This window comes from Yoonia vestfoldensis (assembly GCF_002158905.1).
Taxonomy (GTDB): domain Bacteria; phylum Pseudomonadota; class Alphaproteobacteria; order Rhodobacterales; family Rhodobacteraceae; genus Yoonia; species Yoonia vestfoldensis_B.
This window is the reverse complement of record NZ_CP021431.1, coordinates 3,093,518-3,116,152: the sequence shown is the minus strand read 5'-3', so window position 1 is coordinate 3,116,152 and position 22,635 is coordinate 3,093,518. Positions and strand designations below refer to the sequence as shown.

Here is a 22,635-nt window from a genome sequence, read left to right as displayed (position 1 = left end):
AAGGGTTGGGCACTAAAGCATGTTTGGCCTGGGCAAAAAAGACGAAGATGGCAAACAGGTCCGAATTGAGCACCGTGGAAAGTATACGCGTGCCTCGCGCACTGGCGGTGTTGCGGTTCGCGGTGAGAAGAAGGTCGGCCCGGTCAATCTGACCGCCAATTCGTCCACTTCTTCTGCCTCAGCCAAGGCGGGCGCGATCTGCGCGCCAAGCGTGCCGGCAGCACCCACAATGCCCAGCCCGATCTGGGCATTGGCCGCGGCAACAATCCGGCTTTGCTCAGGGCTGCCCGCGGCGCGCGCAGGTGCGACCTCGCGCGGTGCGGCGTGCTCCAGCGCCTCTGTCAGCGCCACATCGATGATTGGCACGAGCGGCAGCGCATGGTCATCGCGGAAGGCAAGGATGGCCGCGCGCGTACGGGGCCCTATCATACCGTCAACCGTTCCCACCTCGTGATAGCCAAGTGCACGCAAACGGGTCTGCACATCGCGGACGCTCAGGGTGACGGCAGGCGCCACATTGCCAGCGCGCCGGATACCCAAGAGTTTCGAGACCGGGTAGCGCTTCACATTGACCGCATCAGACTGATTGCCGCCCAAGCCCCAGACCCATGGCCCTTCGATGCGTTCGATAAAGAACACATGCCCCTGCCAGCTCGCGCTTCCCCGCGGGATCACCCCGATATCGCCGGGCTGCGCATCCACGATCTCTACCGAGATGCCCCAGTTGAGATAGGACCGTGCTGTCAGCTTGCGGGTCGAGCGCATGCCGGCCTGCTCAAGGCAGTGCCCCACAAAGGCCGCGCACCAGGCCACGCTGTCGTGCTCCACCCAGTCGTGGCCGACACTGGCATACATTGCCACGATCACAGGGTTGTTCTCAGGGCCTGGGACCTCGGTCGTGCCGATATAGCCGCGGGCAATCTCAAAAGGTGTCATCATGCTCTCCCATGCAAAAGCAAAGCGCCGCCTCCAAGGGCGGCACTCTGGTGTTTTTGACTGTGTTGGACTTGTGGTCAGATCGGCGCGGCGCGGCTTATTTTTTGCGGCAAAGCCACGCCGTCATCAGGGCCTCCGCCCCCCGCGGCCCAAGATACGCCAGCGTCGCCACAAGCCCCGTGCGTACCGGCTGGCCAAGATCAAAGTGGCTTGCGATGGCCTCGCCAATAATCGCCATGCCGATAGCGACAGGGATTTCCCACAAAAGCTCTTTGCCAAAAAACCGCCGCCGACCAAGCTTGACCTCGCCCGAGTGATACATCAGCCGCCCGGTAAAGGCCCCGATCAGCGTCGTGACTGCTCCGCCAAACAGGCTGTTCAACGTTTCTAAAAAGCCCGGCTCGGACATGAACACCTTCCTTATGGTTGCGGTGGGAGGACAACTTGCGTTGATCGTATTTTGGTCTATATTCAGACCTGTTTTTAGACCTATTTAGGAGAACACCATGCAACGGGTCGAAGCCAATGTCGCTGTGAGCGTCTCGGACCTCAAAAAAAACCCGTCGCAGGTCATGGCTATGGCGCATGGCGAGTCCGTTGCCGTGCTGAACCACAACCGTGTCATGGCCTATATGGTGCCGGCCGCGCGCTATGAGGCAATGATGGAGCATCTTGACGATTTGGAGCTGGCCGAGACGATCAAGCACCGTGCCGACGAGACACCGGTTCGGGTCAGCTTGGATGAGCTATGAGCTGCAATTCCTGCCGTCAGCCCTCAAAGAGTGGGACAAACTTGGCGCAACGCTGCAGTCGCAGTTCAAAAAGAAGCTAAAAGAGCGACTGGCTCAGCCCCATGTTGTTGCTGACGGCCTGCACGGCATGCCGAGCCACTACAAAATCAAGCTGCGCAGCGCGGGCTATCGCCTCGTTTACCGCGTTGAAGACACCGCTGTCACGGTAACGGTGGTGGCTGTGGGCAAACGCGAGCGGAACGCCGTTTATAAGGCAGCACAGAAACGTGCTGACCCTTAATATTCCCCGCCGTCGAGCAACGCCTCAAACGCGGCATCAGCCACATTGCGGATCTTGAGCGTCGGCGGTGTAGTGCTTGTATCGACCCAAAGCATCCCCGGCGCAGTCGCCGCAGGCTCAACAGTACCGCTGCTGGTCGATCTTAGCGCTGCGATGATCTGGTTGATCTGCGCGCGCACCGCCGCGCCATTGTCATTGATGATCACAAAGCTGGGAACTTGGGGCATTGATGGGTATCCCGTTTCTCTGGGCAAAAGTTACGCGTGCCTTCGCGTTGGAGACGAAGTCGACAGGCAGCGATGGGGCGCCCCGCATAAACGGGATCTCCCTTAGGCCACCTCATCTGCTATCAGCCGCAATTCCGACACGATCGGTGTGAATGCGGGGTCGTTCGTTCTGAGCCAGGCCCGCGCCTCGACCGCGCGCGCCTCGATCTCGCTATTGTCGATCCTGCCCCATGGGCCCCAAAGGGGGGGTGCCGCTGCTGGATCGTCATCGGTTTCCCGGACCTCGAGCACGACGTCGATATCGGCGCCTTCCGAGCCGTCGAAGTCAGCCCAGCTATCTATTGGTGTCATGCGGTCATCGATGTAATCCGACAGGGCGGAGGCACCGACCAAGATGTCCGAGCGCAAGCGCACGCGTCTCAGCGCCCCAAAATCGAGGATCCCATCGAACTGGTAGAGCCCTTCGGTTGCCAGAACGACAGGGCTGCCTGCCGCGTCGGTCCCAGTCTCCAGTTTCAGCGTGCCTGCAGTGGTCACAAGACCGGTTTTTTGACCAGGAAAGCCCGGATCCGCCGACAGCGTATTGAGCTGGGCAAAGCTCAGAATCTGCACGCCCTTGGTCGTCACTGTGCTGACGGGACCAATCCGTCCCTCGCTGTCCTCGGCGCGCAGCAAGTAAGTCCCGGGTTTGAGCGGCACGACCGCAATGGCCTCCCCGCCCGAGACACGGTCCATCAGCGTCGAGTTCGCCCAAGAGGCATTTGCATCCTTGCTATGGCGAATGATGACGCTGCCACCCACGCGGACATCTACATCGACTGCCCGCTGCCATTTCAAAACGGCTAGACCACCGGCCGACTGGATGGTCAGACCCTCGAGTGCCGCTGGCGGGGCCGTCAGCCCGACCACCTCCCGCGTTCCCTCGCGCCAGGGCGAGGAGACACCCAGCACAGAGAGTGCTTTGACGCGGAAGTCCCATTGCCCTGGCGCAATGTCGCGCAGCTCGATCAGCGTGCCGGTGGTGCGCCCATAATCTTGCCAATCGCCGCCATCGCGGCGGGCCTCGAACTGGTAGCTTTCAACAAAGCCGCTTTGGGCTGCAGTCCAGCGCACCCGCAACAGCACCTTTACGGCCGATCCGTCCCGCGTGACGTAGAGCTCTTCCTCGCCTTGCGGTGCGCCAGGCGGTGCAATGTCAAAGGCCGAGGGCAGCGTGGTGCGCGGGGCGGCCGCATAGATCTGTTCCTCAGAGGCGTCCCAGTCATAGACCAAGGGCGAGGTCTCGCGCAGCAGAAGCTCTGGTGCGATCCGCGGGCCGGACCCGACCTGGGTCAGGTCCAGCCGCACGGCCTCCACTTCAAAAGGTTTGCCGTCATTTGGATCCGGCCCGCCAAAGCCCCAGCGGGAATAGCGCAAGAGCGTCGTCTCGCCGGCTGTCACACGCCAGGCCTTGAGCTTGCCGGCAAACCGCACACTCATCTGCCGCCGTGCGCGCTCCAGCGCGATCTTGGCCAGACGTTGCGCCATCGCCGCCGAGATGGTGAAGGGCAGCGCGATATCGCGCCAGACCTGCTCGCCGCCATCCTCGGTGAGGTAAGCATCAGAGGCATAGGCTGGAAAGTCATCAGGCTGCCAGTTGTTCTCTGGGCTCACAAACTGGCCGCGCACCGCGTTGAAGTTTGCAGCGCGGGTTTGCCGCGTGGTCAGCGTCATGCCCCCCTCGCGCACATCATCGGCTGTGAGCAGGCTTGATGGTATGCGGTAGGCGCCTGCGCGTATCCGCCACTGGCCTGCCTGCCAGATGCAGCGCCCGGCCATCGCGGTCAACATCGCCTCGATGATGGTCTTGGGGGTTTCCGAGAGCGAGACGACGCCATTGCAGCTGTAACGCGGCTCGGTACCACCGCCTGCCAAGGCAATCTGTTCATCACAGATATTGGCGGCCTCAATCAGGCTGTCGGTTTCGATGCCATCCGGCGCGCCAATACCCGCCCCGATACCAAAGATGGGATGCGCCATATAATCTGCCACGCAGAGGGCTGCATTTTCGCTGTAGCCCCGCGCGCCCGTGCGTGGATCGAAGATATCGTCCTTGCCCTCCAGATCGACGGTGATGTTCGGGATCCCGCTTGGGAAGGCATCCGGATCATAGGTCAGGCGCAGATAGATCGCAGCACAGCCCGCCAATCTATGTGCGGCCGTCCAGAGATCAGGTGCTGCCGTGATCAGCCCCGCAAATGCGCTTTGATCGTCATGCCCGAGGCGTTTCTCGACTGCGAGCTTACCTGCCCACCTGCCTTGGGCCGTTCCGGCGGCATCGAGCGCCATCTCGCCCTCAAAATAGATCGCGCCGATGGATTGCACGCGATGGGCGGCCAGCACCACGACGAGGTGCAGGTCTTTGTCCTTGTCCCCTGTGGCATGCAGGAAGGTGATCACACCTCCTTTGCGCGTCCGACCATAAACCATCTGGCGCGGCATCACCGGCTCGCGCACCGTGACCGTCCGGGCTTGCAGCTCGATCTGGCCCACCGAGGGTTTCGGCATCATTGATTGCGCCGCCGCTGAGAGCAGCATCGACGCGCCGAAGTTGGCGGCAAAGCCGATCAGACCCGTCGCTGCAAAAGCGGCCGCTACGCCGCCTGCCGCGATCGCCGCACCGCCAAGTGCGACGGCGCCAAGAATAATGGGCGGCATGGATCAGGTTCTCCAAGCAAGACGGCAAGAGCTCAGCGGCAGGGTCACCAGTCCGTCAGGCGAGACAAAGGCAGCCCGCGCGCCAATACACACACCAAAGGCCTCGGGATCCCCGCCCAAAACAATATCACCGCGCTGTGCAAGCCGCGGATCGGGCAGCGGTTCGCCAAGCAGGGCGCGCCCACCGTCTTCGAGCCTGCGCCAGCCCAGACGACGTAGCACCCGCTGGCAGCCGCCGGGCGTGCGGTACCGCCCCCGCCAGCGTGCGGCATGGTCCGGGCCGCTCGTCAGATTGCGGCGCAGATCAAAAGCCCAAGTCGCGCAATCATGCTGGCCCCATGCAAAGGTCCGCGTGTGGGCCTCGGTTATGGCTGCGGCAAAAAGCTGTTCCCAATGCGGGATGCGCGTCCTCATTCTCATCCCCGCCCCCAGGTGATCTCACGGTCCTGAATCGCGGTGACATGCGCAAAGCCGAGATCGCCCGCAAAGAGCACCTGCTGGCTTTCATGGGTGTAACGCCAGTTGCGGGGTACATTCAGATCAATGAGGCGACTTTCATAGCTGATCGTGATCCGGCAGCTTTGCGCATCCTCCTGGATCTCCGGCACATCAAGGCGGCCCGAGAAGGCCTGCACGGGATCAGCGATGATCTGACGCTCCTCGGTCAGAAGTGCCAGCCAGATGCGCCCCGGCTGACCCTGGCGCGCCTCATCAATCGCAAGCCCCACCAGATCAAGCGGCACGCCCGAGAGCGAGACCGTTGTCCCGGTCGCCACAACATCGGAGGTCTCTTCCAGCGCACCAAGCCCCAGAAGCACACCGACGCCGGTCCAGGTCTTGCCGTCCCATTCCACAGGGCCAGCCCCTGTCCAAATCCGCACCATGCCGGAGGGGAAGGTGCCTTCAAACAAAATGGCAGGCCGGAGATCTGCCGCGTCAAGCGCAGCGGCCAATGCTGCTGTGAGCTCGCGGCTCATTAAATGGCCTCGCGTGCTGAGAGGGTAAACTGGTGACGCGCTGCACGCGCGATGCGGGTTGGCACCGACGTCGTAGGACGGAGCAGCACCTGCGGTCTGTTCACCTCCAAAGCTGTGTTGGCGGGCAGCGCGCTGCGAATGGCTGGAAAGATCGTCAGGGTCGCCAATCCATTGATGTCCGCTGTCACATCAAAGGCGATCTGGTGCAGGCGCGTGTCGCGCGCTGTGCCGATGGAGAGAAAGTCACCTGAGGCAACGGCCGGCAGGCCAGAAGGCCAGCCCAGTGTTTGGACAACGTTCCCGCCTGAGACCGGTGTCGCAAGCGTGATGGGATGTGCCAGAGCCTTGGGCTCAATTGCGGGATCGGTAAAAAGCAGCAGGCCTTTGCCCGATCCAAGCGCTGTCAGGGCCGCGCCAACCGAGCGTGCGAGAGGTCCGGATTGTGTGGCAAATTCGATATCATATTCCCACCACTCCCCGCCCCAGTCCTGCACCTCCATGCTGCCTGTAAACGGGGACGGTGTCTGGCTGGTGGCAGTCACCAAGCGCCGCTCGAGGCTTGCGACCCAGGTACGGGGCAGCTCTACAATGACGCTCATGCCAGCCGCCCCCGGCGCATGGCGTTGCCCACAGCGGCCAGCGCAATCCGCTCGAACTCGGGCTGGGCGCTGCGCATCGCCGCCGCAATCTGTTCAGCCACCCCCATCTGCGCGCCGCGCGCATCGACATTGAGATTTACGGCCACAGGAATGCTCGTCCCTGCGCCGCGGGCGACCTCTGCGCGCGACAAAACACGCTCGCCTCGCTGCAAAATGGTGGGGACCTCGTCAGGGCGGAGCCCTGCCCAACCACCGGCATGCATGCGGGGGGCCGCGGCAAAGATGGCTGCGGGGACGGCGCGTGTATGGCCCGAGAGCCCAACCATGCCACCGTTATGAGAGACCGCGGCTGCAACAGACCCACCGCCGCCGAAAGCCCCTGCGAGCGCATTGGCGATCGGTCCTAGGACGGCGCGGCGGAAGGCTAGCACCGCCAGATCCGACAAGATCGAACGCACCAGGCTTTTGAAGTCGAGCTTGCCCGTCTCGACAAAGCTGCGGAACGCACTTTCGGCGCCAGAGAAGGCGCGCGATAAGGTTTCCCCAAGGCCCTTGCCCCAGTTGAGCGCATCGCTGGCATAGGACTTCAAAGCCTCAGAGACCGCGCGCCAGCCGGTGACAATCTGTGCACCTGCGCCAGCAGATGCACCGCCTGCGGCTGTGACAGCTTGGTTCAGCCTGTCAGCGGATGCAGTGGCCTCGTCAAGGGCGGCGGCACCGTCCTCGCCTACACCCGCAACAGCATCGCGCAGCGCGGCCCAGGAGGTTAGTGGGACTGTCGCACCAGTCGCAAGATCAGTGGCGGCCTGCCGGTAGGTATTGGCAGTGGCTAGCGCTTCTGCTGCAATCCCATCAAGGCCCAGATCAGGTGCCGAAAGCGGATTGTCAGCGAAGGCGCGGCGGAAGGCGTCAGCGGCAGCCGTTCCGGCATCGGCTGAGGCGCCCGAAAAGGGATTGGCGATATCCCCGAGGCTGATCTCGCCAATCGCGCCAAAGGCGGTTTCAATGCCGACCGCCGCAAGCGCGTCGCGAATGCGGCCCGTGAAGGCATCAATCCGCGCAATCGCACCGTTGAGCATCGCCTCGATCCCGTCGAGCATGCGGTTGGCGGCAGAGAAGACCAGATCGCCGATCACATCCGGCAGGCGTGACCAGATTTCTCGGACGGCGAGAAGTGCCCCCTCGAAGGTGTTGGCTGTGGCGTTGCCAAAGGCGACAACACTCTCAATCGCCCCCGCCATGCCGGTGGCAGCATCGGATTGCAGATCATAGAACATCGCCGTGGCGCGTGCCCCGGCAGCCGCCGCCCCCATCTTGATCCGGTCCCAGACCTCAACAGCGACATCCTTCAGGAGGCGCATCGCCTCACCAAAACCGCCTGCGCCGGAAGCGAGGCGCGTGAACCAATACACAAGCTCTCCCGCACCAACGATCAGTGCCCCAATGCCAGTGCGGATCAACGCGCCGCGCAGAACCACCAGCGTCGTGGCCAGCCCGCGGACTGAGAGTGCAGCAACGGCCATTGCCGCCACCCAGCGTCCGGCGAGGAATGTCGCGAAGGTCCCCGCATAGACCGCGAGCCGGTCAAGGTTGGAAAGGACCGCATCAAAGGCCTGGCTGATCGGGCTCGTGGCAGAGGCCAGCGCGACAAAGCTGTTCGCGATTGCTTCCAAAGACGGGGCAAGTGCAACAGCAATCCTGTTGCGCACGCCCGTAAACACCTGGCCGATGCTCACGAGGGCCAGTTCTGCGCGGCGCATGGCCGCGATGGCATCCGCATCAAGCACCGCGCCTAGAGCTTGGGCTTGCATTCCAAGCCTTGTCATCTCCGCGCCGCCGTTTTGCAAAAGCGGAATGAGCCGCGTGGTATCGGACGCCATGGCCTCGAGATAGAAGGTCATCTCCTGTTGGCTCACGCCTGCCTTCTCAAGGCTTGAGACATAAAGCTGGAGCGCCTCGGGCCCGGAGAGCCGCGCAAACTGGTCTGCCGTCACGCCCACGCGCGGCGCGATGTTCTCGAAAAAATCCGCCATCGGCCCGCCGCCCGTTTGCAGGAAATCCCCCACGCGGTCATTCATATCCTTCAGGATATCGGCGAGCTTTTCTTGCTCGATCCCCACAGTGGCCGAGGCCGCCGCCCAACGTTGGAACACCTCCGGGTTGGCATTGGCCACCTGGGAGAGCTGGCCAATCTCATTGGCCGCAGCCACCGTCGAGCGGGTCATCGCAACGACAGCACCCGCCAGCGCTGTGGCCGCAGCAGTCGCCGCAATCTTGGCCCGGCGTGCAAAGGCCGCCATGCGGGCATTGGCCTGGTCCAGCTCGCGCGACAATCGCCCCATGCCACGAGTGCCTGCCTCGCCAACACCTTCCAACTCGGCGCGCACCTGGCGCCCGCCGGTCGCGGAGAGCCGGACAGAGACACGTTTTTCAGCCATGGTTGTGTTCAATCTCTTGGTTGGTTTTGCGCACCATCACCGCCTCAATCGGCGGCAGGAGTTCTGCGATGATCAGGGGCGAGAGCCCAAGGGCCGCCCCGAGTTGCAGGGCAGCAGCCATATCCCAGCCGAGCACAGCGCCGCCGCTCGCCCCACCAGCAACCCGCACCTGTCCGCCCAGCCGCTGAACCAGATCCCAGGTCTGCCAGCCCTCAAGTGTTCGCGGCGCATGCAGGCTGCGCGGGCATTCCGCGCAAACGGAGGGACACGCTGTGCAATACTCACTGCCCCCGCCGAACTCCCAGTCGGCGAGAGCGGTCAGGCGTTTTTTTCCGCATCCAGTATCAGCGCGCCTGCGATATATGTGGTCTGGAAGGCCTCGAAGATCGGCCAGAGCTCCAGAAGGGCATCGATGCCGTCATGCGAGATAGCCATTGGCACGCCGTCCTCATCGCCCACACCCTCCCAATCCTTCACGACGATGCGCGCCACTGCTTTGGCCACGATACGCGCGAGATCATCGTTGGAGGCACTACCTTCAGCATCCGCTGCTGCGGCGATGATCGCCGGATCGCTCCGTGCTGCCAGCATGATGGCGGTGGTCAGCGGCTCGACCAACAGGCGGACGCCGTGACCCAACTCGAGCCAGCGCGGCTCAGTGGATAGATTCAAGCGTAGCATGGTCAGTAAACCTCGCGGTCATTTGTAAGGGTGACGGTGCACATCCGGCCAAGACCTGGGTCGCTGGCAGCCTGCCAGTCGAAGGTCGCTTGCACGCCCTGCGGGCCGGAGATTTCTATTCGCGGCCGTGGCAGATAAACGGCATGCGCGGTGAGGGTCAGGCTCTCACCGGTGGGCAGCGTGTAGGAGAATGCAAGTTCGCAAGCCGCGCCATTGATTGCCTGGGTCACCAGCGTCTGATCGGCGAAACGCACGACAACATTACCCGTCAGGGCGGCGATGGAAGGGTCCGCCCCATCGATCTTGCCATCCGCTCGGATGGTCTCGATGCGGTCGAGATTGTTGGCATAGGTCAGGTCGGCCGAGACCACGTTCCCGATGTTCAAACCGTTTCGCGTGATCGCCCCGTTGAAATGCCCGAAGCGCTTCAGCGCGATATTGGAAGGCGTCCCTGCCGCACTGGTCGTGGCGATCGCCTCGCCCTGGGCCACGATGCTGGCCGTGGCTGTCAGCAAGCCTGATCGCGCCATCTGCCAGTTGAGGCTGTCCACCATGCAGCCGGAATACATCGCAAAGCGGGGCACCTCAGGCATGGCCGTCTCGACCGAGAACGACGGCAGAGCCCAACTTCCGGAACGGAACTCGTGGCTGTAGGGGGCCTCGGCGCCCGTGGTTGTCGGCGCTCCAAAAGCTGCCTTCAGCCAGAACCCGAACGCTTCCGTGTCGATCGGCACCACCACATTGCCATCCGCCGTCACAGCATCCTTGATCGGTGCCTGCGGGTCGCGGCCGTAGCCCAAGAGTTCCGAGGTCTGCAGCGGCTGTTCAGCCCCCAGCGTTGTGCTTGCAAAGGGCATTTTGGTATAGCCGCTCGCTGGCGGCGTGCCATAAGTCGTCTCGAACGCAAGCGCCATCTGCGCCCGCGCCCCTTGGGCTCTTGCCATTGTGAACTCCTTTTCTCACTGCATTGTCCGTGTCGTCTGGCACGCGATTGCACCGGCAATCAGAACGCGGCGTGGTCGCGCAACTGGGCCTCAAAGATTTTGCGAATAAGCCATAATCGTTTTGCCCGCTTGACCGCTGCGTAGAAATGCAAACACTTAGGCCAAGACTTTTAGAAGGCTGTCAGATCTATGTTTGCCAATCTACAAAACTCTGCTGATAAAACACCTGCTTCGCTAGCCGGCGCCGAGGCAGCAGCCGGTAATGGCCGACGATCCGTGCTGCATGAGGACATCACCGTAAATGGTACATTAACCAGTGAAGGCATTCTTGACGTAGCTGGCTCTTTTGAAGGCGATCTCACCGTTGAAACATTGGTTCTTGCCAGGACTGGCAAAATCAAGGGCAATGTCCGCGCCCGCAATGTGACAATTGAGGGTCATCTCGAAGGCACAATCTCGGCCATCTCAGTGACACTCAAGACCTCCGCACAAGTGACGGCCGATATTGTCACACAAAAGCTGGTCATTGAACCTGGAGCAATGATTGAGGGCCATGTCACCTCTCGATCCGCCCAAAAACCAGATCAAGAGAGCGGATCACCCGCCGCGTAATGCAGAATGATCGGGATGATCGCCGCTTTGATGGCGGCACTTCCCTCGACAGCCAGATCGACAGGCTCGGGCGCCTCTGCCTCGACCCAGTCGCACAACCCGCGCAAACTGCGGTCAGCAGAGACGGCTGCGCCAATGCGCCCGATTAGACGGTCGAACCGCGCATCACGCTCCTCACCCGTTTGCACGATCACCTCCAGTTCCGCGCGGTGCTGGTAATGATACATCAGCGGCGACAGTGTCACGCCTGGCTCGCCGGGGTTGCCGTCGCGCAGGATCATCAAACCGCTAGGCGGGATGCGCTCGGGCAGCACCTCGCCGCGCAGCACCGGCACATGTGGGACCGTGCGCAACAAGTCCGCCAGGGCGGTCAGGATGGTTTCGCGGCGGGAGGGCATTCATTTTTCCAATGCTTTTTGCTCGATCATCGCTGTCGTGGCAAAACAGTCGAAGTTAGAGGCAGCTGGCCGTCTTGATGTTAGCGTGGCTTTTGACGCTGCATGAAACTCGGAAGCTTAAGCGTATTTGAATCGTGGAACACCGGCTGTCGTGGAAACTGGCCTGTCAGAGCGTAGCTTGTAAAAACATCCGTCACAAAACCATGCCGCTTGGCAAACTCACCGGCTTCCAAGAGTGTTAGCTTCTCGACCGCAGCAATATGTACCGCAGATCCAGCAAAAACCCAATCGACGCAAATCGCATCTTTGGTCAGTTGCGTCACGCCACAGATGTAATCGACGATCTCTTGTGTAGTGACGTCCTGTACGCGATCGACGTTCACTGTCTTGTAAAGAACATGCTCACGCGGAACCACAATTGTCGTCACAATCGGTGGCTTTGATAGTCTGGCTGCCAGACTGTGCAACGCTGCCATTTGAGGGTCCAAGTGTCGGCTTGACGGTGTCACATCACCAATCACACAAGGTTGCCCATGTAAGTCGAACAGCAGCCTGATCGCCTCTGTTGATAACTCCAGAGTGAATTTCGGCAAAACAAATACCGCGCTGGCTGGCTTGCTTGCTGTTCTGCATCAATCGTCGTGGCAAATTACCGCTTGTCAAACGATTACCTTATTTTACCTGTGAATCAATCGAAGTGGTCAACTTCAGGCGCAGGGCGCTGAACACAACGGACGTTGGCGATCAGGCCATGTGATATTTTATCGTTATTTTTTGGAAACAGCATGGTATTCGTGGCGAAGAAGTCAGGCGTATTTCGTCATCCTCCGGCAAAGCTTTGCGTGTAACAGGTAACAGGACGGTGTAGCCGCGCCTTTGTGTGATCAAAAAGGATACAAAGTAATGAGCGACACAGCAAAGCGCGTCAGAAAAGTCATTGCCGCAAAGTTTAACATGGATGAAGCCGACCTTGTGTCTGAGGCATCTTTTGTCGCCGACCTCGGCGCTGACAGTCTGGATATCGTCGAAATCTCCATGGCCATCGAAAAAGAGTTCGATATCGAGATTTTTGATGACGACATCGAGAGCACCAAAACGCTTGGCGATCTAGAGATATTAATCGACGCAAAATCACAAGTTACGATGTGAATCGCGCCACCCAATTTGCCACAATCGCACTTGGGATGCGCTCCTGCGCCACCTTGGCATCGCGGGCAAGATCGAGCCGTTTGCGCAGCTTGACCTGCCGCACCAGCAGGAAGATCGGCACAGTGGTCAGCCCGCGCCCGGTCTTGGTCCGCGAGGCCACGCCGACCCCGCGGGTATTCAGCCGCCCTTCGGCCACCAGCAAGCTTGGCCCGTTGCGGCGATAAACAAACCGCAGCCGCAACCCGCGCCGGCGTTCCCATTCGCTGGGCGTGATGCGCCCACCGCGCGCGGATTTACCCGCGGCCGCTGTTGGGATTGCGAGCCAAAAGCCATTCTGAGAGCGAATGAGCGGCCCTGTATCATGCGCGCCGACAACCACTGGCGCTTGCGACCAAACCAGTGCTGCGGCATTCAGGCTGGGTTGACCCTTGGGATAGAGCTCCGAGCGGATGGTGCGTGCAAGTCGTTGGCCAAGACCGGCTCCCGTGATCTGCGCGCGCCAAGCAGTTTTGAGGCTGGTGCCCGCGTCACCCACGGCCTTTGTGACGGCCTTTTCACCAGCGGTGATTTCAGCAGCCATCATGCCCACCAAATTGGGCACAGCTGCGACATTCAGTTTCATGGTCGTGTCCAATTACATCGGTGGGCTTGGTGATGATGTTCAGACCGGCGTAAAGACTTGCCCTGTGTAAAAGTGTTCAAAGGCACTGCCGATGTAATTCACAGGTGATCCGTCTTCCAACCGAAACTCCCGGCTGGATTTCTGATCCGCCGCAGAGGCGCCAAAGCCCCATTCGATGACAAGCACCTCTTGGCCCTTTGCGCAAACACAGCGGATTTCTCGTAGCTTTTGGCGCATCAGGTTTCCCTTCCAAGACAAGGTGCAATGAAACGAGGTGCAAGCGGCTTGGGTCAATCTATCCCGTTCGCCTCGCGCAGTTCAAAAGTATTGCGAGCACGCAAAAGAGCCCCGCAAATGATCTACTGCCCCAATGAAGCCTCAAATGAAGCGACACAAACGCGACGATAGAGGCCAAAGATGTTTGACGGATCAGGTGCTGATCATGCGCGCGCCCCTTCTTTAGCCCGTGACATCAGCATGCGGGTCAGGCCACCATGGCAGCAACTCCACCGTCCAGACCAGCCGCTCGCGGTCGCGCTTCGGCGTGCCTTGCACCACAAAGATCTCGCCTGCGATCTCGAACCGATCCCCTGCGGCCAGTTCCGGACAATCGCTCACACGGACATCCAGAACCACGCTGTCACTGACCAGGCGCGCGGCGCCAAACTCGACCATGCGGTCAGGGCTGCGCCGCATCACGCGGAGCGGCTGTTCCACCCCGATCCCCGCCTGCTGGTAGAGCGCCGGGGTGGAAAGGTTCGGATCGGCAAAAAGCAAATCAAGCGCTGCAACGAATGCCGTCATGCCCGTTCAGCTTCAGTTGCTAGAGTGCAAACGGATCGCCAACCGCGGCCGCTTGTTGACCGGTAGGATGGATGCCTCTGTCATCAAATCAATCCAACGCCCCTTGGCATCAACTTGCTGGCGGGCATAGAGCGGCAAGCCGACTGTATTCGCGGCCTCCAGCAGATTGGCGGGGCCGCCGTAGGTCGTAAACGTATCGAAAGTGCCCAGCGGAAAAGCGATCCCTTCGCCCACACCAATGAAGCGCTCTGTCGTGCCGTTCGACAGCGGAGCACGGCCGTTATATTCCTCGAACAGAAGGCCGCCAAAAGGAAAGGCTCGCCGCATGTCGTCTCTCAACGGTTGCCCGCCAGAGGCTGAAAAGAACTTGTAGGCGTCTTCGGTTTTGGGGTGGCTGATCAGCTTGTCAAAGAACTCCGAACTGACCAGTGCATGGGCGGTGCTCATGGTCTCGCCCATGAGGTTATCTTCGATTGCGCGCAGCACGGTGCGGATCTTTGCCTGGATGTTGCTGCCGGCTGTGCCAAAGGCAAAATCGACGGAGATTTGCTCAAGGCCAAACTCAGCAAAATAATCATAAAGTGTGCTACCCGCGCCGTCCTTGACGATACCGCGCAGCGCATTCATCTCCATGTACTCGCGTGTCTGTGCGTGTTTACGCCGCATCACTGTGAGCTTTTCGGTCATTACCTCGGTTAATGGGTCAGCCATGTCTGACATGCCAAGCGCAGGTACACCCTGGATATCTCCAGGAAGGATGATGTCGTCATGCGGGATCCATGGCAGGCTAAAGCTGCGCATGGACCGCAACTCGCGCGTGCCCAACGTTGCCGGCGCACCCAGCGGAACCGATGGTAGAAGGCTGAGTACGCCCTCACGCTGCTCGATGACAACAGAGCGCTGTGTGACACCTTGAAAGCGGAACAGGCCAAGCTGGCCCAGACGGGTATAGAGATTGGGCAGGATGTTGATGGCCTGCGTCATCTCGGCGAGCGAATAGCCGCCCGCGTCAAACGGGTTGCGGGTGATGGTCATGGGAAACTCCGGAGAATGAGGGGGTGATGTGCGCAAGCGCAATGATGAGAAGGGAGATCTGCCTAATCAGGCGGTATCGCGCGGGATGATGCCCAGCGCAGCGAGCTGGCCGTGCTTGGTGGCAATCTTCGCTGCGTCATCGACGGTGGCGTCAAAGACCAGTGCCGCTTTTGAGACGATGGCGGGGCCGCGCATGACAACCGATCCTGTCGCATCAGCGGACGTGGCATCAGCTGCGTAGAGCAGAACAGCCGCTGCGGTTTGCGCACCATCTGTGCCACCTGAGGACGCAAGCTTGTATTTGCCGCTGGCGGTAATCCGGCCGAGCACGGCGCCAACGGGATAGGCGGCGCCTGCCAGCAGGGTGATCGTTTCGCGGGTGAAGTTTGGGTTGAGCTCGTATTTCAGCATATCGCCTGTGCTGGGAGGCTTTCTGAGAACATTCATGTTGGGGATCCTTGTGGTCAGGAGATAAAAGAAATCCCCCACCGGGGAGGATCGGTGGGGGATCAGGTGGCCGGGCGTCAGGCTCTGAGCTCGGTGTTTCAGTGCCTGCTGCCAGCCGATGCGGCCTTCTTCGCGGCCGCCACAATCGGGCTTTCAGCGGATTTGGGGAGAATGGGTGATGGCGGGGCTGCCACGATATCACGGGCATCAGCTGCAGTGGCTGCGCGTTGGAGTACCTGTGCGCGCAAAGCCTCAGGTGCTGTACCGTCACGAAGAGCTTTTGCTGCATCGATTGCAATGCCAAGGCGCCCTGCTTGCGCCGCGATCTCGGCAATCTCTGCCGCGGCCTCGCGCAACTGCGCTGTAAGTGCTGCCAGATCGCCAGTCGCTGCGGCAACAGGTGCGGATGATGCAGATGGCGCGGGGGTGGGTTCAACTGACGATGCTGCTGAAGAGGTCGGTGTCTTACGCGCTGCAGGTGTGGTGGGTACCACCACGTCGACATCAGCGGCTGGCGTAGCAAGATCAGTATCTCCTTGATCATCCAGCTTTGCATAATCGACATCCTCTGGCGGCGTGTTTTCAGGGTCAGGCGTGTGGGCCATGGTGGTGTCCTTTCGGGTGATGGGTTGGGTAACTGATTGGCGGGCTGATGCGGTGGTTGAACGCGTCATCATGGAAACGGGCCGGCTTCTCACAGCTTGCCGAAAGGCGCTGAAGCCACGGGTGAGATCGATGACTTCATCGGCGAGACCTACAGCCACAGCATCCGCCCCGCGACAGGTTGCGGCCTCGGTCGCCAGCGCTGCCTCCTGGCTCAGCCGCCCTGCACGGCCGGCGGCGACGGTTTCGGCGAAGAGAAACCGCAGCACATCGATCTCGCGCTGAATATCGCCCTGCACCGCCTCTGGCAGCGGCGCATACGGATTGCCATCGACTTTGTGGCGGCCCGAGTGGATCAGGGTGACGCGCACGCCGTCCTGATCTAGCTGTCCGCTCAGATCGGCATGCATAACGACCACGCCGATGCTGCCGACCGCACCGGTCCGCGGCAGCAGGATGCGATTGGCCTGTGAGGCGAGCGCATATCCCGCCGAGAAAGCGTGTTCTGCGACAAAGGCCCAGACCGGCTTGCTGCCCCGAATGGCCCGAATGCGATCTGCGAGATCAAAGACGCCAGCGACCTCACCGCCGAAACTATCGATGTCCAGCGCAATACCGCGCACGGCCGGATCGCTGGCTGCAGCGTCGATCTGTGCCGCGATCCCTTCGTAGCTGGTCTGGCCTGACGACTGCCCGATCCAGCTGCCGCGATGGATCAGCACGCCCGCGATCTCGATCACAGCGATGCCATCTACAACCGGGTAGGGCGCATCGCCATGTTGGCGCAGGCGCTCGGCGAGGTTCCCTGCGAGAATGCTGGCGCGGGTGGGTAGGGCGGCGGTGCCGGGCGTATCGGTCACATCGCTGCCTGACAGTTCGACCTGTCGCCCAAGGATGCGCGGCCCAAGTCCGGACAGAAACGCCATGGCTTTGGAGGGTTCAACAAGCAGCGGCGTATTGAACGCGCGTGCGGCAATGCGGGCGTGGAGCATCAGGATTGGTCCTCAGCTGTGCGAGAACGCGCAGTCACGTCATCGGCTGTGTCATCGCTGCTATCATCATCTTCGCTGTCGTCATCGTTGACCTGTACAGCCTGCACGCCCTGCGCAGGAGAGCCCGGCCGGCGGAAGTCAAGGCCGAGCGCGCGCTCGCGCGCACGTTCTGCAGCGATTTCGCGATCGACCTGTTCGGCGTCATAGCCACGCTCGGCGATGGCTTGGGTGCGCGATTTCAGCCCTGCTTCGATCGAGGCGATTTCGGCATTGGCGTCTTTCAGCGGATCCACCCAGTCCCATTTGGTGGGGAGCCAATCTGCGGTCAGCAGCCGTATGCGGTTGGCCTCATAGCCGGGCAGGGTTAGTGCGCCCGACAGCACGGCGGCATCCATCCAGCGCGCATAAACGGGGCGGCAGAGCTGATACACCATCACCGAGTGTTGCCAAGCCGAGACCCGGCGGCGGAATTCGATCAGAGCGAGACGCGAGTTCGAGAAATTCCCCTTCACCATATCATTGGCAATATAGGGGTAGGGGATTCCAAGTGCTGCCGAGATTTGCAGCAAGGTCCGGTACTGGAACGGCTCATAGGTTCCACCGCTGTCGGCAGGCTGTCCGACGGTTACATCTTCGCCTGGGTCCAGCCGCACGATCTGGCCAGGGCTGATTTCGACCCCGGCAGGCATCTCATCATCCTCGGCAGGGGCAAGGGGGTTCTCCGGGGCCGGGGAGGTCACAAACATTGCATACATTGCGGCGACCTTCTTTCGGTCGAGCTCGGCGTCGTCGTACTGATCGAGCAGGAACAGCTTCACGATGGCGGGCGCTAGTTTCGACACACCGCGCAGCTGCCCACCCTCGACGGGATCAATGACATGGATGACCTCAGATGCGGGCACGCGGACAATCTCCCCTGCCAACCCCGGATCGGTGCTGTCGCCTGGATGGCGGCGGAAAAAGTGATAGGCGACGCGCCGTCCAATGCGGTCGAACTCAATGCCCTGCCGGATGGCATTCCCGTTCGCGGCGATGCCAGTTTGCTCCAGTGGCAACATCTCTGCAGGCAACATCTGCAGCTGCAGGGGGACGGTCAGCCCATCGCCTGGGCGGCGCATGCGGATGCGGAAAAACACCTCGCCGGCCAGAAACACCTCGCGCGCGGCACGGCGCTGCAACCCGTAGAAGTCGGTCAGCCCCTCCGCATCAGCCTCGTCGGTCCATGCAAGCCACAGCCGCTGCAGCTCTTCCTTGCGCGCGGCGTCGCCTATTTTTGATATCGGCTTGATGCCATCGCCCACTGTATTGGCGGCCCAGCTTTCCACAGCGTTCACCGCATAGCCATTGTTGCGCACCAGCCAGCGGGCGCGGGCGGTGATGTCGGGGCCCGAGGCTGCGATCAGCGCGTTGACATGGGCCCTTGTTGCCTGGAACCCGCGCAGACGTCGGTGGTGTTGACCCGCATCGAACCCACCAATGAAAGCGCCAAGGCGCTGCCGCCAGTTCATCACAGATCCTTCACAGCATAGGGACGCAAGATGCGCCCAGCGCCGCGTTCCAGCTTGGCGATGCGCCGTTCGATATCTCCGATCGCGGCCGCGAGTTCGGCATCAGAGCCGTAATTTACTGTCTTGCCGTCATAGCTGACCGACCGTGTGCCGCTGTAGCGCGCGGCCAGCAGCGCACTGTGGCGGAGTTTCATCTCATCGAGGGTCATGGAACTCACTTGTATGGCACACTTTGAGTGTGTATATTCAGTATGTGTCAGGAGGGCCCGATGCAGCACGCTACAACAGAAAAACAACGCACCAACATCACCCTGACGGCCGCAAACTTAGCCGCCGCGCGGGAGTTTGGTCTTAATGTTTCGGCGATCAGTGACGCTGCAGTCGCCGAAGCCGTCCGCTTGGCAAAAGCAAAGGCTTGGGCTCAAGAGAATGCATCAGCCATCGCAGAGCGTTGTGCCTGGATCGAAGCGAATGGAACGCCCTTATCGGATATTCAGGTTCTGAAGCTCGACTGATGGCACAGTTCCAGGTTTATCATATCGCCGGTGGTCGATTTGTTCTCGACCTGCAGACAGATCTTATCGAGACCGGTACACGCGTGGTGGCGCCGCTCATACCAGCAGGTTCAGGGCCAAAGGCCATCGGGCGCCTCGAGCCAGTCTTCAAGATCGAGGGTGCAACATACGTTCTTCACACGGCTGAGATGGCTGCGATCCCGTCGGCGCTGCTCAAGGGTGGGTCTGTCGCTGATCTTCGCTCATCCGACTACGAGATCCGAGGCGCCCTCGATATGGTGTTCTCTGGCTTCTGATTACTCCATGTATTTGGGCGTGCTGATCTTCCAGCCGCGCCGCCGCGGGGTGGTGATACGTCCAGCTTGCGGTTCTGTTGCTTTGTCAGTCTCGGGTTGTGCCACGGTCGCCAATGTCTCGACCCCAGCCTGTTTCTCCAGCTGTCGCCACATGCGCTCATCAAAGCGGTCGGCCCCAAGAATCCAGGCGGCGGCGCGTGCATAGACCCGTGTATCCAGCGCCTCGTTGCGTTCGCGGAGCTTTTGCCATTCCTGGCGGGCGTAGCCGCGCTTGTTGCGCACGGTGACCAGCTGCTCGGCCACCAGCTGCTTGAGCCATTCGCTGTCTACCCAGTCGGGGAGGTGGATGGTTCCTGGGGGGGTTGCCGCGCCCAGCGCCCGATCCTCGTCAGACGGTCTCTCGATACGCAGATACCGATAGGTCTCGGCCTTGAAGGTGGCCGTGGCCACCGTCCAGAGCCGCGCACCGCGCTTGAGCTTGCGGCCATTTACCGTGGCATCCACGAATGTTGGCCCTGATACTGGCGTGGCCCTGTTGAACCCTTCCAAGCCTTTGACGGGTGCGACCTGCGCGATGCCCTGCTTGCGCGCCCAGGCATAGACGGCGGCGGACTCGTAGCCGGTGTCGATTGCAAGCTTTGCCAGCGTCATGATCGCACCGTTCTGATGCGTCCATGTCCGGCCCAGCAACGCACTCAGCTTATCCCAGCAGGCCGGATCATCCGGCCCGCCCGGAATGACGATGTGATCGACGAGCCAGCTTTCCAGCCCGCGGCCCCAGGCCCAGACATCGACCTCAATGCGGTCTTTTTGCACGTCGGCCCCGGCGGTCAGGAACAACCCACCTGCGGGGATCTGCGCCGAGAAAGCAAAGCGCCGATCCGCCAGCCGCTGCCATTCCGGTGCCTCGCCGCTCTCAACCCAAGTCTCGCCCAACAGCGTGTTGCGCGCGGCGCGCAGCATCTCGTCGGAGCCTTGGGCGGCCAGCCAGTCCCGCGCGATCTGCTCCCAGCTTTTCCAGCCAATCGGCGAATAGAGCGCCGAGAGGTGGAAGCCGATAGCGTGCGGGTTATCCGACACTGCCGTCGCCCGCCATTCGCCACGCTCCAGCATCTGCGTCTTGTGGTGTTCGACGATGGGCCGTTCGCAGCCGGCACAATGATAGGCGGCCGTCTCAGGTTTGCCTTTCGCCCAGCGCAGCCGCTCGAACTGCAGCCATTGCTGATGGCCACAATGCGGGCAGGGCACGAAATACCGCCTCTGGTCGCTGGCTTCAAACTCGCGCTCGATCCGGCTCAGCCCCCGGATCGTCGGGGTTGAGACCATGAACACCTTGCGCCGGTGCGCAAAGGTGGTGGTTCGCGCTTCTGCCAGTGTGACCGGATCACCTTCTTCATCTGCTGAAGCTGGATAGGCGTCAACCTCGTCCAGAAACACATAGCGTGCTGGCATCGAGCGCAGGCCGGTTGCCGAGTTCGCCCCGGTGAGCACAAGAATGCCGCCCGGAAACTCCTTGGAGAGCATCGAATTGCCCGCATCGCGCGACCGCGCCGGCTGGACCCGTTCTTTCAGCGCGGGGCTGTCTTCAATCAGCGGATCAATCCTGCCACGCGATGTGCGCTTGGCCATCTCGACCGTTGGCAGCACGGCCAGCATCGGCCCCGGCGCGTGATGGATCACAAAGCCGATCCAGTTATTCCCTGCTTCCGTCGCCCCAACCTGCGCCGCTTTCATAAACGTGACACGCTGCGCCGGATGACCGGGTGAGAGCGCATCCATGATGGCACGCAGATAAGGCGTCCGCGATGTACGATATTGTCCGGGCTCGGCGCTTGCCCGCGAGGACAGCTTGCGATGCGCATCCGCCCATTGCGACACCGTCAGGTCCGGATCTGGCCGTATGCCGCGGCGCCAGACACGCAGGATATCCTCGGCGCCATCAAAGCCGAGATCAAGGCCCTCGGTCAGCTCGCCATCGTTCAGGCCCTGATCAGCGTTCCAATCACGTCCGTCATTCAAGCGAGACGCGGAGGTCTGCCAGGGCGTTGAGCTGCTCTCGGACATGGGTTTCCAGCACCCTTTGCAGGATCGCAGTCTCGATTGTCACAGGTACCCCCGATACCTTCTCCATCTCTGCGGATAATTGCGCGGCCATCAGGGCTGCCACACGGGTTGGCCAGGTCACCCATGTATCGCGCTCCTGGCGCGCAAGACGAAACACCAGCGTCTCGGCGCGCGCGCGATCAACCAGCACGCCTTTCTTGCGCTGGATCGATAGCTGCCGCTCTTGCGCCTGATAAACGGTCAGCGCTGTGCGCGCCTTGAGATACGAGGTGCTGTCTCCTGGACCGGAGACGCTGCCGCCCCCGATCGCTCCACCATCACTCCCAGCGCCCAAACTGCCCCGCGAGCGCATCTGCTGATCCGGATCCGTCATCGCGCCACGCCGTGCATCTGACGCCAGCGCATTGATGGACCCGTCTGCAAACAGCACCAACCGCCCGTTCTTGCGGGCCTTCTGCACGGCGCCGCGCGACAGACCGGCGTGCTCTGCATAGGCGCGTTCAGACAGTCCTTCCATGGCGATTGGTTTGTCCTCAACGCATTGTAAATAAACAGAGTTATTGATCTAATTGAGTTGATTACACTTCGCGATAGAGCGAATCTGGTCTCACGCAAACACGCCTGACCGGAGACAAAACCATGACCCTTGCAGAACGCTACAACGCTGAGACCCGCCGCATCCTGCCGCACATGGCAGACAGCCTGGCAGTCGATCCCACCATCACCAGCGCCGGCGAGATCGACGACATCGTCTTTCGCCGCAGCGAATACCTCGGCGGGATGGCAATCGCCATTCTTGCCATGATCGACCACCAAAATTGAGAGGCCGGACCGTGACCGCCACCACAACCATTCGCGTCGACCACGTCGCACTGCCGGATCATTTCGACCGCAGCCGACCTGACGCCATCGCCGCGGCAATCGAGACAGCGCTGCGCGAGGACGGGATCACCGCCGAGGCCTCGGACGTGATCAGCCACATCAAGATCGAACTGCCGACCAGCCAGCTTGCTGCCGCCTGCGCCGTGTTGGCCGAGCTGACGCTGATTTGACGGAGGA

Annotated in this window: 31 protein-coding genes; 8 read left to right on the top strand and 23 right to left on the bottom strand. The window is 61.4% G+C overall.

Annotation, left to right across the window (positions count from 1 at the left end):
* Nucleotides 1-12: 12 nt before the first annotated feature.
* Nucleotides 13-939 (bottom strand): TIGR02594 family protein, encoded by a 927-nt coding sequence (locus tag LOKVESSMR4R_RS15645; protein ID WP_237331817.1) that lies wholly within the window; start codon nt 937-939, stop codon nt 13-15.
* A gap of 94 nt (nt 940-1,033) precedes the next feature.
* On the bottom strand, nt 1,034-1,345 hold the full coding sequence (locus LOKVESSMR4R_RS15640) for a phage holin family protein (RefSeq protein WP_087210415.1): 312 nt from the start codon (nt 1,343-1,345) through the stop codon (nt 1,034-1,036).
* 97 nt (nt 1,346-1,442) lie between these two features.
* On the opposite strand from LOKVESSMR4R_RS15640, the gene LOKVESSMR4R_RS15635 reads away from it, so the two are divergent.
* Nucleotides 1,443-1,688, top strand: a complete 246-nt coding sequence (locus LOKVESSMR4R_RS15635; protein ID WP_087210412.1) for a type II toxin-antitoxin system Phd/YefM family antitoxin — start codon at nt 1,443-1,445, stop codon at nt 1,686-1,688.
* Nucleotides 1,678-1,968, top strand: coding sequence for a type II toxin-antitoxin system RelE family toxin (locus LOKVESSMR4R_RS15630; RefSeq protein ID WP_087210409.1), 291 nt, complete (start codon nt 1,678-1,680; stop codon nt 1,966-1,968). The genes LOKVESSMR4R_RS15635 and LOKVESSMR4R_RS15630 overlap by 11 nt, the downstream gene beginning before the upstream one ends.
* On the opposite strand, the gene LOKVESSMR4R_RS15625 is transcribed toward LOKVESSMR4R_RS15630, so the two are convergent.
* From LOKVESSMR4R_RS15625 to LOKVESSMR4R_RS15590, 9 genes are all read right to left on the bottom strand, one after another.
* Nucleotides 1,965-2,195 carry a hypothetical protein gene (locus LOKVESSMR4R_RS15625; RefSeq protein WP_087210405.1) on the bottom strand — a complete coding sequence of 77 codons (231 nt, stop codon included), beginning with the start codon at nt 2,193-2,195 and terminating at the stop codon, nt 1,965-1,967. The two genes, LOKVESSMR4R_RS15630 and LOKVESSMR4R_RS15625, sit on opposite strands and share 4 nt — an antisense overlap.
* Nucleotides 2,196-2,297: 102 nt before the next feature.
* The gene (locus LOKVESSMR4R_RS15620; RefSeq protein WP_087210402.1) at nt 2,298-4,892 is read right to left on the bottom strand and encodes a host specificity protein J; all 2,595 of its coding nucleotides are present in this window, start codon (nt 4,890-4,892) and stop codon (nt 2,298-2,300) included.
* 3 nt (nt 4,893-4,895) lie between these two features.
* Nucleotides 4,896-5,306 carry a DUF6950 family protein gene (locus tag LOKVESSMR4R_RS15615; RefSeq protein ID WP_157898249.1) on the bottom strand — a complete coding sequence of 137 codons (411 nt, stop codon included), beginning with the start codon at nt 5,304-5,306 and terminating at the stop codon, nt 4,896-4,898.
* A 2-nt stretch (nt 5,307-5,308) separates the two neighbouring features.
* Nucleotides 5,309-5,869 carry a hypothetical protein gene (locus LOKVESSMR4R_RS15610; protein WP_087210398.1) on the bottom strand — a complete coding sequence of 187 codons (561 nt, stop codon included), beginning with the start codon at nt 5,867-5,869 and terminating at the stop codon, nt 5,309-5,311.
* Nucleotides 5,869-6,468: a hypothetical protein gene (locus LOKVESSMR4R_RS15605; RefSeq protein WP_087210395.1), complete on the bottom strand. Its 600-nt coding sequence runs from the start codon at nt 6,466-6,468 to the stop codon at nt 5,869-5,871. Before LOKVESSMR4R_RS15605 ends, LOKVESSMR4R_RS15610 begins: the two co-directional genes overlap by 1 nt.
* Complete coding sequence (locus LOKVESSMR4R_RS15600) at nt 6,465-8,906, bottom strand: phage tail tape measure C-terminal domain-containing protein (RefSeq protein ID WP_087210392.1); 2,442 nt, start codon at nt 8,904-8,906, stop codon at nt 6,465-6,467. Before LOKVESSMR4R_RS15600 ends, LOKVESSMR4R_RS15605 begins: the two co-directional genes overlap by 4 nt.
* Nucleotides 8,899-9,027 carry a DUF7697 family protein gene (locus LOKVESSMR4R_RS20725; RefSeq protein ID WP_257790131.1) on the bottom strand — a complete coding sequence of 43 codons (129 nt, stop codon included), beginning with the start codon at nt 9,025-9,027 and terminating at the stop codon, nt 8,899-8,901. Before LOKVESSMR4R_RS20725 ends, LOKVESSMR4R_RS15600 begins: the two co-directional genes overlap by 8 nt.
* A 197-nt stretch (nt 9,028-9,224) precedes the next feature.
* Entirely contained in the window at nt 9,225-9,587 is a 363-nt protein-coding gene (locus LOKVESSMR4R_RS15595) for a hypothetical protein (protein WP_087210389.1), read from the bottom strand.
* A gap of 2 nt (nt 9,588-9,589) precedes the next feature.
* On the bottom strand, nt 9,590-10,531 hold the full coding sequence (locus LOKVESSMR4R_RS15590; protein WP_087210386.1) for a phage tail tube protein: 942 nt from the start codon (nt 10,529-10,531) through the stop codon (nt 9,590-9,592).
* A gap of 189 nt (nt 10,532-10,720) precedes the next feature.
* Between LOKVESSMR4R_RS15590 and LOKVESSMR4R_RS15585 the strand changes: the two genes are divergently transcribed.
* The gene (locus tag LOKVESSMR4R_RS15585; RefSeq protein WP_087210383.1) at nt 10,721-11,143 is read left to right on the top strand and encodes a bactofilin family protein; all 423 of its coding nucleotides are present in this window, start codon (nt 10,721-10,723) and stop codon (nt 11,141-11,143) included.
* On the opposite strand, the gene LOKVESSMR4R_RS15580 is transcribed toward LOKVESSMR4R_RS15585, so the two are convergent.
* Together LOKVESSMR4R_RS15580 and LOKVESSMR4R_RS15575 are read right to left on the bottom strand one after the other, a co-directional pair.
* The gene (locus LOKVESSMR4R_RS15580; RefSeq protein WP_087210380.1) at nt 11,116-11,541 is read right to left on the bottom strand and encodes an acyl-CoA transferase; all 426 of its coding nucleotides are present in this window, start codon (nt 11,539-11,541) and stop codon (nt 11,116-11,118) included. The two genes, LOKVESSMR4R_RS15585 and LOKVESSMR4R_RS15580, sit on opposite strands and share 28 nt — an antisense overlap.
* Nucleotides 11,542-11,621: 80 nt before the next feature.
* Nucleotides 11,622-12,134, bottom strand: a complete 513-nt coding sequence (locus LOKVESSMR4R_RS15575) for a hypothetical protein (RefSeq protein WP_157898248.1) — start codon at nt 12,132-12,134, stop codon at nt 11,622-11,624.
* Nucleotides 12,135-12,444: 310 nt separating this feature from the next.
* On the opposite strand from LOKVESSMR4R_RS15575, the gene acpP reads away from it, so the two are divergent.
* Entirely contained in the window at nt 12,445-12,690 is a 246-nt protein-coding gene (acpP, locus tag LOKVESSMR4R_RS15570; protein ID WP_087210374.1) for an acyl carrier protein, read from the top strand.
* On the opposite strand, the gene LOKVESSMR4R_RS15565 is transcribed toward acpP, so the two are convergent.
* The 8 genes from LOKVESSMR4R_RS15565 to LOKVESSMR4R_RS15530 all read right to left on the bottom strand — a co-directional run bounded on the left by LOKVESSMR4R_RS15565 (nt 12,680) and on the right by LOKVESSMR4R_RS15530 (nt 18,910).
* The gene (locus LOKVESSMR4R_RS15565; RefSeq protein WP_087210372.1) at nt 12,680-13,312 is read right to left on the bottom strand and encodes a DUF6441 family protein; all 633 of its coding nucleotides are present in this window, start codon (nt 13,310-13,312) and stop codon (nt 12,680-12,682) included. The genes acpP and LOKVESSMR4R_RS15565 overlap by 11 nt on opposite strands.
* Before the next feature lie 39 nt (nt 13,313-13,351).
* Nucleotides 13,352-13,498 carry a hypothetical protein gene (locus LOKVESSMR4R_RS15560; RefSeq protein WP_157898247.1) on the bottom strand — a complete coding sequence of 49 codons (147 nt, stop codon included), beginning with the start codon at nt 13,496-13,498 and terminating at the stop codon, nt 13,352-13,354.
* A gap of 273 nt (nt 13,499-13,771) precedes the next feature.
* A complete protein-coding gene (locus tag LOKVESSMR4R_RS15555) occupies nt 13,772-14,116 on the bottom strand; it encodes a head-tail joining protein (protein WP_087210366.1) in 345 nt (114 codons plus the stop codon).
* A 12-nt stretch (nt 14,117-14,128) separates the two neighbouring features.
* Nucleotides 14,129-15,151 carry a major capsid protein gene (locus LOKVESSMR4R_RS15550; RefSeq protein ID WP_087210363.1) on the bottom strand — a complete coding sequence of 341 codons (1,023 nt, stop codon included), beginning with the start codon at nt 15,149-15,151 and terminating at the stop codon, nt 14,129-14,131.
* 66 nt (nt 15,152-15,217) lie between these two features.
* Complete coding sequence (locus LOKVESSMR4R_RS15545; RefSeq protein ID WP_087210360.1) at nt 15,218-15,598, bottom strand: head decoration protein; 381 nt, start codon at nt 15,596-15,598, stop codon at nt 15,218-15,220.
* A 98-nt stretch (nt 15,599-15,696) separates the two neighbouring features.
* The gene (locus LOKVESSMR4R_RS15540) at nt 15,697-17,193 is read right to left on the bottom strand and encodes a S49 family peptidase (RefSeq protein WP_087210356.1); all 1,497 of its coding nucleotides are present in this window, start codon (nt 17,191-17,193) and stop codon (nt 15,697-15,699) included.
* Nucleotides 17,193-18,701 carry a phage portal protein gene (locus tag LOKVESSMR4R_RS15535; RefSeq protein ID WP_087210353.1) on the bottom strand — a complete coding sequence of 503 codons (1,509 nt, stop codon included), beginning with the start codon at nt 18,699-18,701 and terminating at the stop codon, nt 17,193-17,195. Before LOKVESSMR4R_RS15535 ends, LOKVESSMR4R_RS15540 begins: the two co-directional genes overlap by 1 nt.
* Entirely contained in the window at nt 18,701-18,910 is a 210-nt protein-coding gene (locus tag LOKVESSMR4R_RS15530) for a phage head-tail joining protein (RefSeq protein WP_087210350.1), read from the bottom strand. Before LOKVESSMR4R_RS15530 ends, LOKVESSMR4R_RS15535 begins: the two co-directional genes overlap by 1 nt.
* 60 nt (nt 18,911-18,970) lie before the next feature.
* Between LOKVESSMR4R_RS15530 and LOKVESSMR4R_RS15525 the strand changes: the two genes are divergently transcribed.
* Complete coding sequence (locus tag LOKVESSMR4R_RS15525; RefSeq protein WP_087213391.1) at nt 18,971-19,216, top strand: type II toxin-antitoxin system CcdA family antitoxin; 246 nt, start codon at nt 18,971-18,973, stop codon at nt 19,214-19,216.
* The gene (locus tag LOKVESSMR4R_RS15520) at nt 19,216-19,512 is read left to right on the top strand and encodes a CcdB family protein (protein WP_087210347.1); all 297 of its coding nucleotides are present in this window, start codon (nt 19,216-19,218) and stop codon (nt 19,510-19,512) included. The genes LOKVESSMR4R_RS15525 and LOKVESSMR4R_RS15520 overlap by 1 nt, the downstream gene beginning before the upstream one ends.
* Here LOKVESSMR4R_RS15520 and LOKVESSMR4R_RS15515 read toward each other — a convergent pair whose 3' ends face one another.
* Nucleotides 19,513-21,576 (bottom strand): phage terminase large subunit family protein, encoded by a 2,064-nt coding sequence (locus LOKVESSMR4R_RS15515; RefSeq protein ID WP_237331816.1) that lies wholly within the window; start codon nt 21,574-21,576, stop codon nt 19,513-19,515.
* Nucleotides 21,524-22,093, bottom strand: coding sequence for a hypothetical protein (locus LOKVESSMR4R_RS15510; protein ID WP_087210344.1), 570 nt, complete (start codon nt 22,091-22,093; stop codon nt 21,524-21,526). Before LOKVESSMR4R_RS15510 ends, LOKVESSMR4R_RS15515 begins: the two co-directional genes overlap by 53 nt.
* 122 nt (nt 22,094-22,215) lie before the next feature.
* Here LOKVESSMR4R_RS15510 and LOKVESSMR4R_RS15505 point away from each other — a divergent pair, with 122 nt between their 5' ends.
* On the top strand, nt 22,216-22,398 hold the full coding sequence (locus LOKVESSMR4R_RS15505) for a hypothetical protein (RefSeq protein WP_087210341.1): 183 nt from the start codon (nt 22,216-22,218) through the stop codon (nt 22,396-22,398).
* Between the two features lie 11 nt (nt 22,399-22,409).
* Nucleotides 22,410-22,628 (top strand): hypothetical protein, encoded by a 219-nt coding sequence (locus LOKVESSMR4R_RS15500; RefSeq protein WP_087210338.1) that lies wholly within the window; start codon nt 22,410-22,412, stop codon nt 22,626-22,628.
* Nucleotides 22,629-22,635 lie beyond the last annotated feature (7 nt).

Coding starts and splice junctions, on each gene's coding strand:
- LOKVESSMR4R_RS15530 (WP_087210350.1), bottom strand. CDS start 18,910: ATGACCCTCGATGAGATGAAACTCCGCCACAGTGCGCTGCTGGCCGCG.
- LOKVESSMR4R_RS15510 (WP_087210344.1), bottom strand. CDS start 22,093: ATGGAAGGACTGTCTGAACGCGCCTATGCAGAGCACGCCGGTCTGTCG.
- LOKVESSMR4R_RS15555 (WP_087210366.1), bottom strand. CDS start 14,116: ATGACGGCATTCGTTGCAGCGCTTGATTTGCTTTTTGCCGATCCGAAC.
- LOKVESSMR4R_RS15580 (WP_087210380.1), bottom strand. CDS start 11,541: ATGCCCTCCCGCCGCGAAACCATCCTGACCGCCCTGGCGGACTTGTTG.
- LOKVESSMR4R_RS15630 (WP_087210409.1), top strand. CDS start 1,678: ATGAGCTATGAGCTGCAATTCCTGCCGTCAGCCCTCAAAGAGTGGGAC.
- LOKVESSMR4R_RS15525 (WP_087213391.1), top strand. CDS start 18,971: ATGCAGCACGCTACAACAGAAAAACAACGCACCAACATCACCCTGACG.
- LOKVESSMR4R_RS15635 (WP_087210412.1), top strand. CDS start 1,443: ATGCAACGGGTCGAAGCCAATGTCGCTGTGAGCGTCTCGGACCTCAAA.
- LOKVESSMR4R_RS15550 (WP_087210363.1), bottom strand. CDS start 15,151: ATGACCATCACCCGCAACCCGTTTGACGCGGGCGGCTATTCGCTCGCC.
- LOKVESSMR4R_RS15595 (WP_087210389.1), bottom strand. CDS start 9,587: ATGCTACGCTTGAATCTATCCACTGAGCCGCGCTGGCTCGAGTTGGGT.
- acpP (WP_087210374.1), top strand. CDS start 12,445: ATGAGCGACACAGCAAAGCGCGTCAGAAAAGTCATTGCCGCAAAGTTT.
- LOKVESSMR4R_RS20725 (WP_257790131.1), bottom strand. CDS start 9,027: ATGGCTGCTGCCCTGCAACTCGGGGCGGCCCTTGGGCTCTCGCCCCTG.
- LOKVESSMR4R_RS15515 (WP_237331816.1), bottom strand. CDS start 21,576: ATGTCCGAGAGCAGCTCAACGCCCTGGCAGACCTCCGCGTCTCGCTTG.
- LOKVESSMR4R_RS15520 (WP_087210347.1), top strand. CDS start 19,216: ATGGCACAGTTCCAGGTTTATCATATCGCCGGTGGTCGATTTGTTCTC.
- LOKVESSMR4R_RS15565 (WP_087210372.1), bottom strand. CDS start 13,312: ATGAAACTGAATGTCGCAGCTGTGCCCAATTTGGTGGGCATGATGGCT.
- LOKVESSMR4R_RS15620 (WP_087210402.1), bottom strand. CDS start 4,892: ATGCCGCCCATTATTCTTGGCGCCGTCGCACTTGGCGGTGCGGCGATC.
- LOKVESSMR4R_RS15600 (WP_087210392.1), bottom strand. CDS start 8,906: ATGGCTGAAAAACGTGTCTCTGTCCGGCTCTCCGCGACCGGCGGGCGC.
- LOKVESSMR4R_RS15610 (WP_087210398.1), bottom strand. CDS start 5,869: ATGAGCCGCGAGCTCACAGCAGCATTGGCCGCTGCGCTTGACGCGGCA.
- LOKVESSMR4R_RS15545 (WP_087210360.1), bottom strand. CDS start 15,598: ATGAATGTTCTCAGAAAGCCTCCCAGCACAGGCGATATGCTGAAATAC.
- LOKVESSMR4R_RS15535 (WP_087210353.1), bottom strand. CDS start 18,701: ATGAACTGGCGGCAGCGCCTTGGCGCTTTCATTGGTGGGTTCGATGCG.
- LOKVESSMR4R_RS15505 (WP_087210341.1), top strand. CDS start 22,216: ATGACCCTTGCAGAACGCTACAACGCTGAGACCCGCCGCATCCTGCCG.
- LOKVESSMR4R_RS15640 (WP_087210415.1), bottom strand. CDS start 1,345: ATGTCCGAGCCGGGCTTTTTAGAAACGTTGAACAGCCTGTTTGGCGGA.
- LOKVESSMR4R_RS15615 (WP_157898249.1), bottom strand. CDS start 5,306: ATGAGGACGCGCATCCCGCATTGGGAACAGCTTTTTGCCGCAGCCATA.
- LOKVESSMR4R_RS15605 (WP_087210395.1), bottom strand. CDS start 6,468: ATGAGCGTCATTGTAGAGCTGCCCCGTACCTGGGTCGCAAGCCTCGAG.
- LOKVESSMR4R_RS15625 (WP_087210405.1), bottom strand. CDS start 2,195: ATGCCCCAAGTTCCCAGCTTTGTGATCATCAATGACAATGGCGCGGCG.
- LOKVESSMR4R_RS15645 (WP_237331817.1), bottom strand. CDS start 939: ATGATGACACCTTTTGAGATTGCCCGCGGCTATATCGGCACGACCGAG.
- LOKVESSMR4R_RS15585 (WP_087210383.1), top strand. CDS start 10,721: ATGTTTGCCAATCTACAAAACTCTGCTGATAAAACACCTGCTTCGCTA.
- LOKVESSMR4R_RS15540 (WP_087210356.1), bottom strand. CDS start 17,193: ATGCTCCACGCCCGCATTGCCGCACGCGCGTTCAATACGCCGCTGCTT.
- LOKVESSMR4R_RS15590 (WP_087210386.1), bottom strand. CDS start 10,531: ATGGCAAGAGCCCAAGGGGCGCGGGCGCAGATGGCGCTTGCGTTCGAG.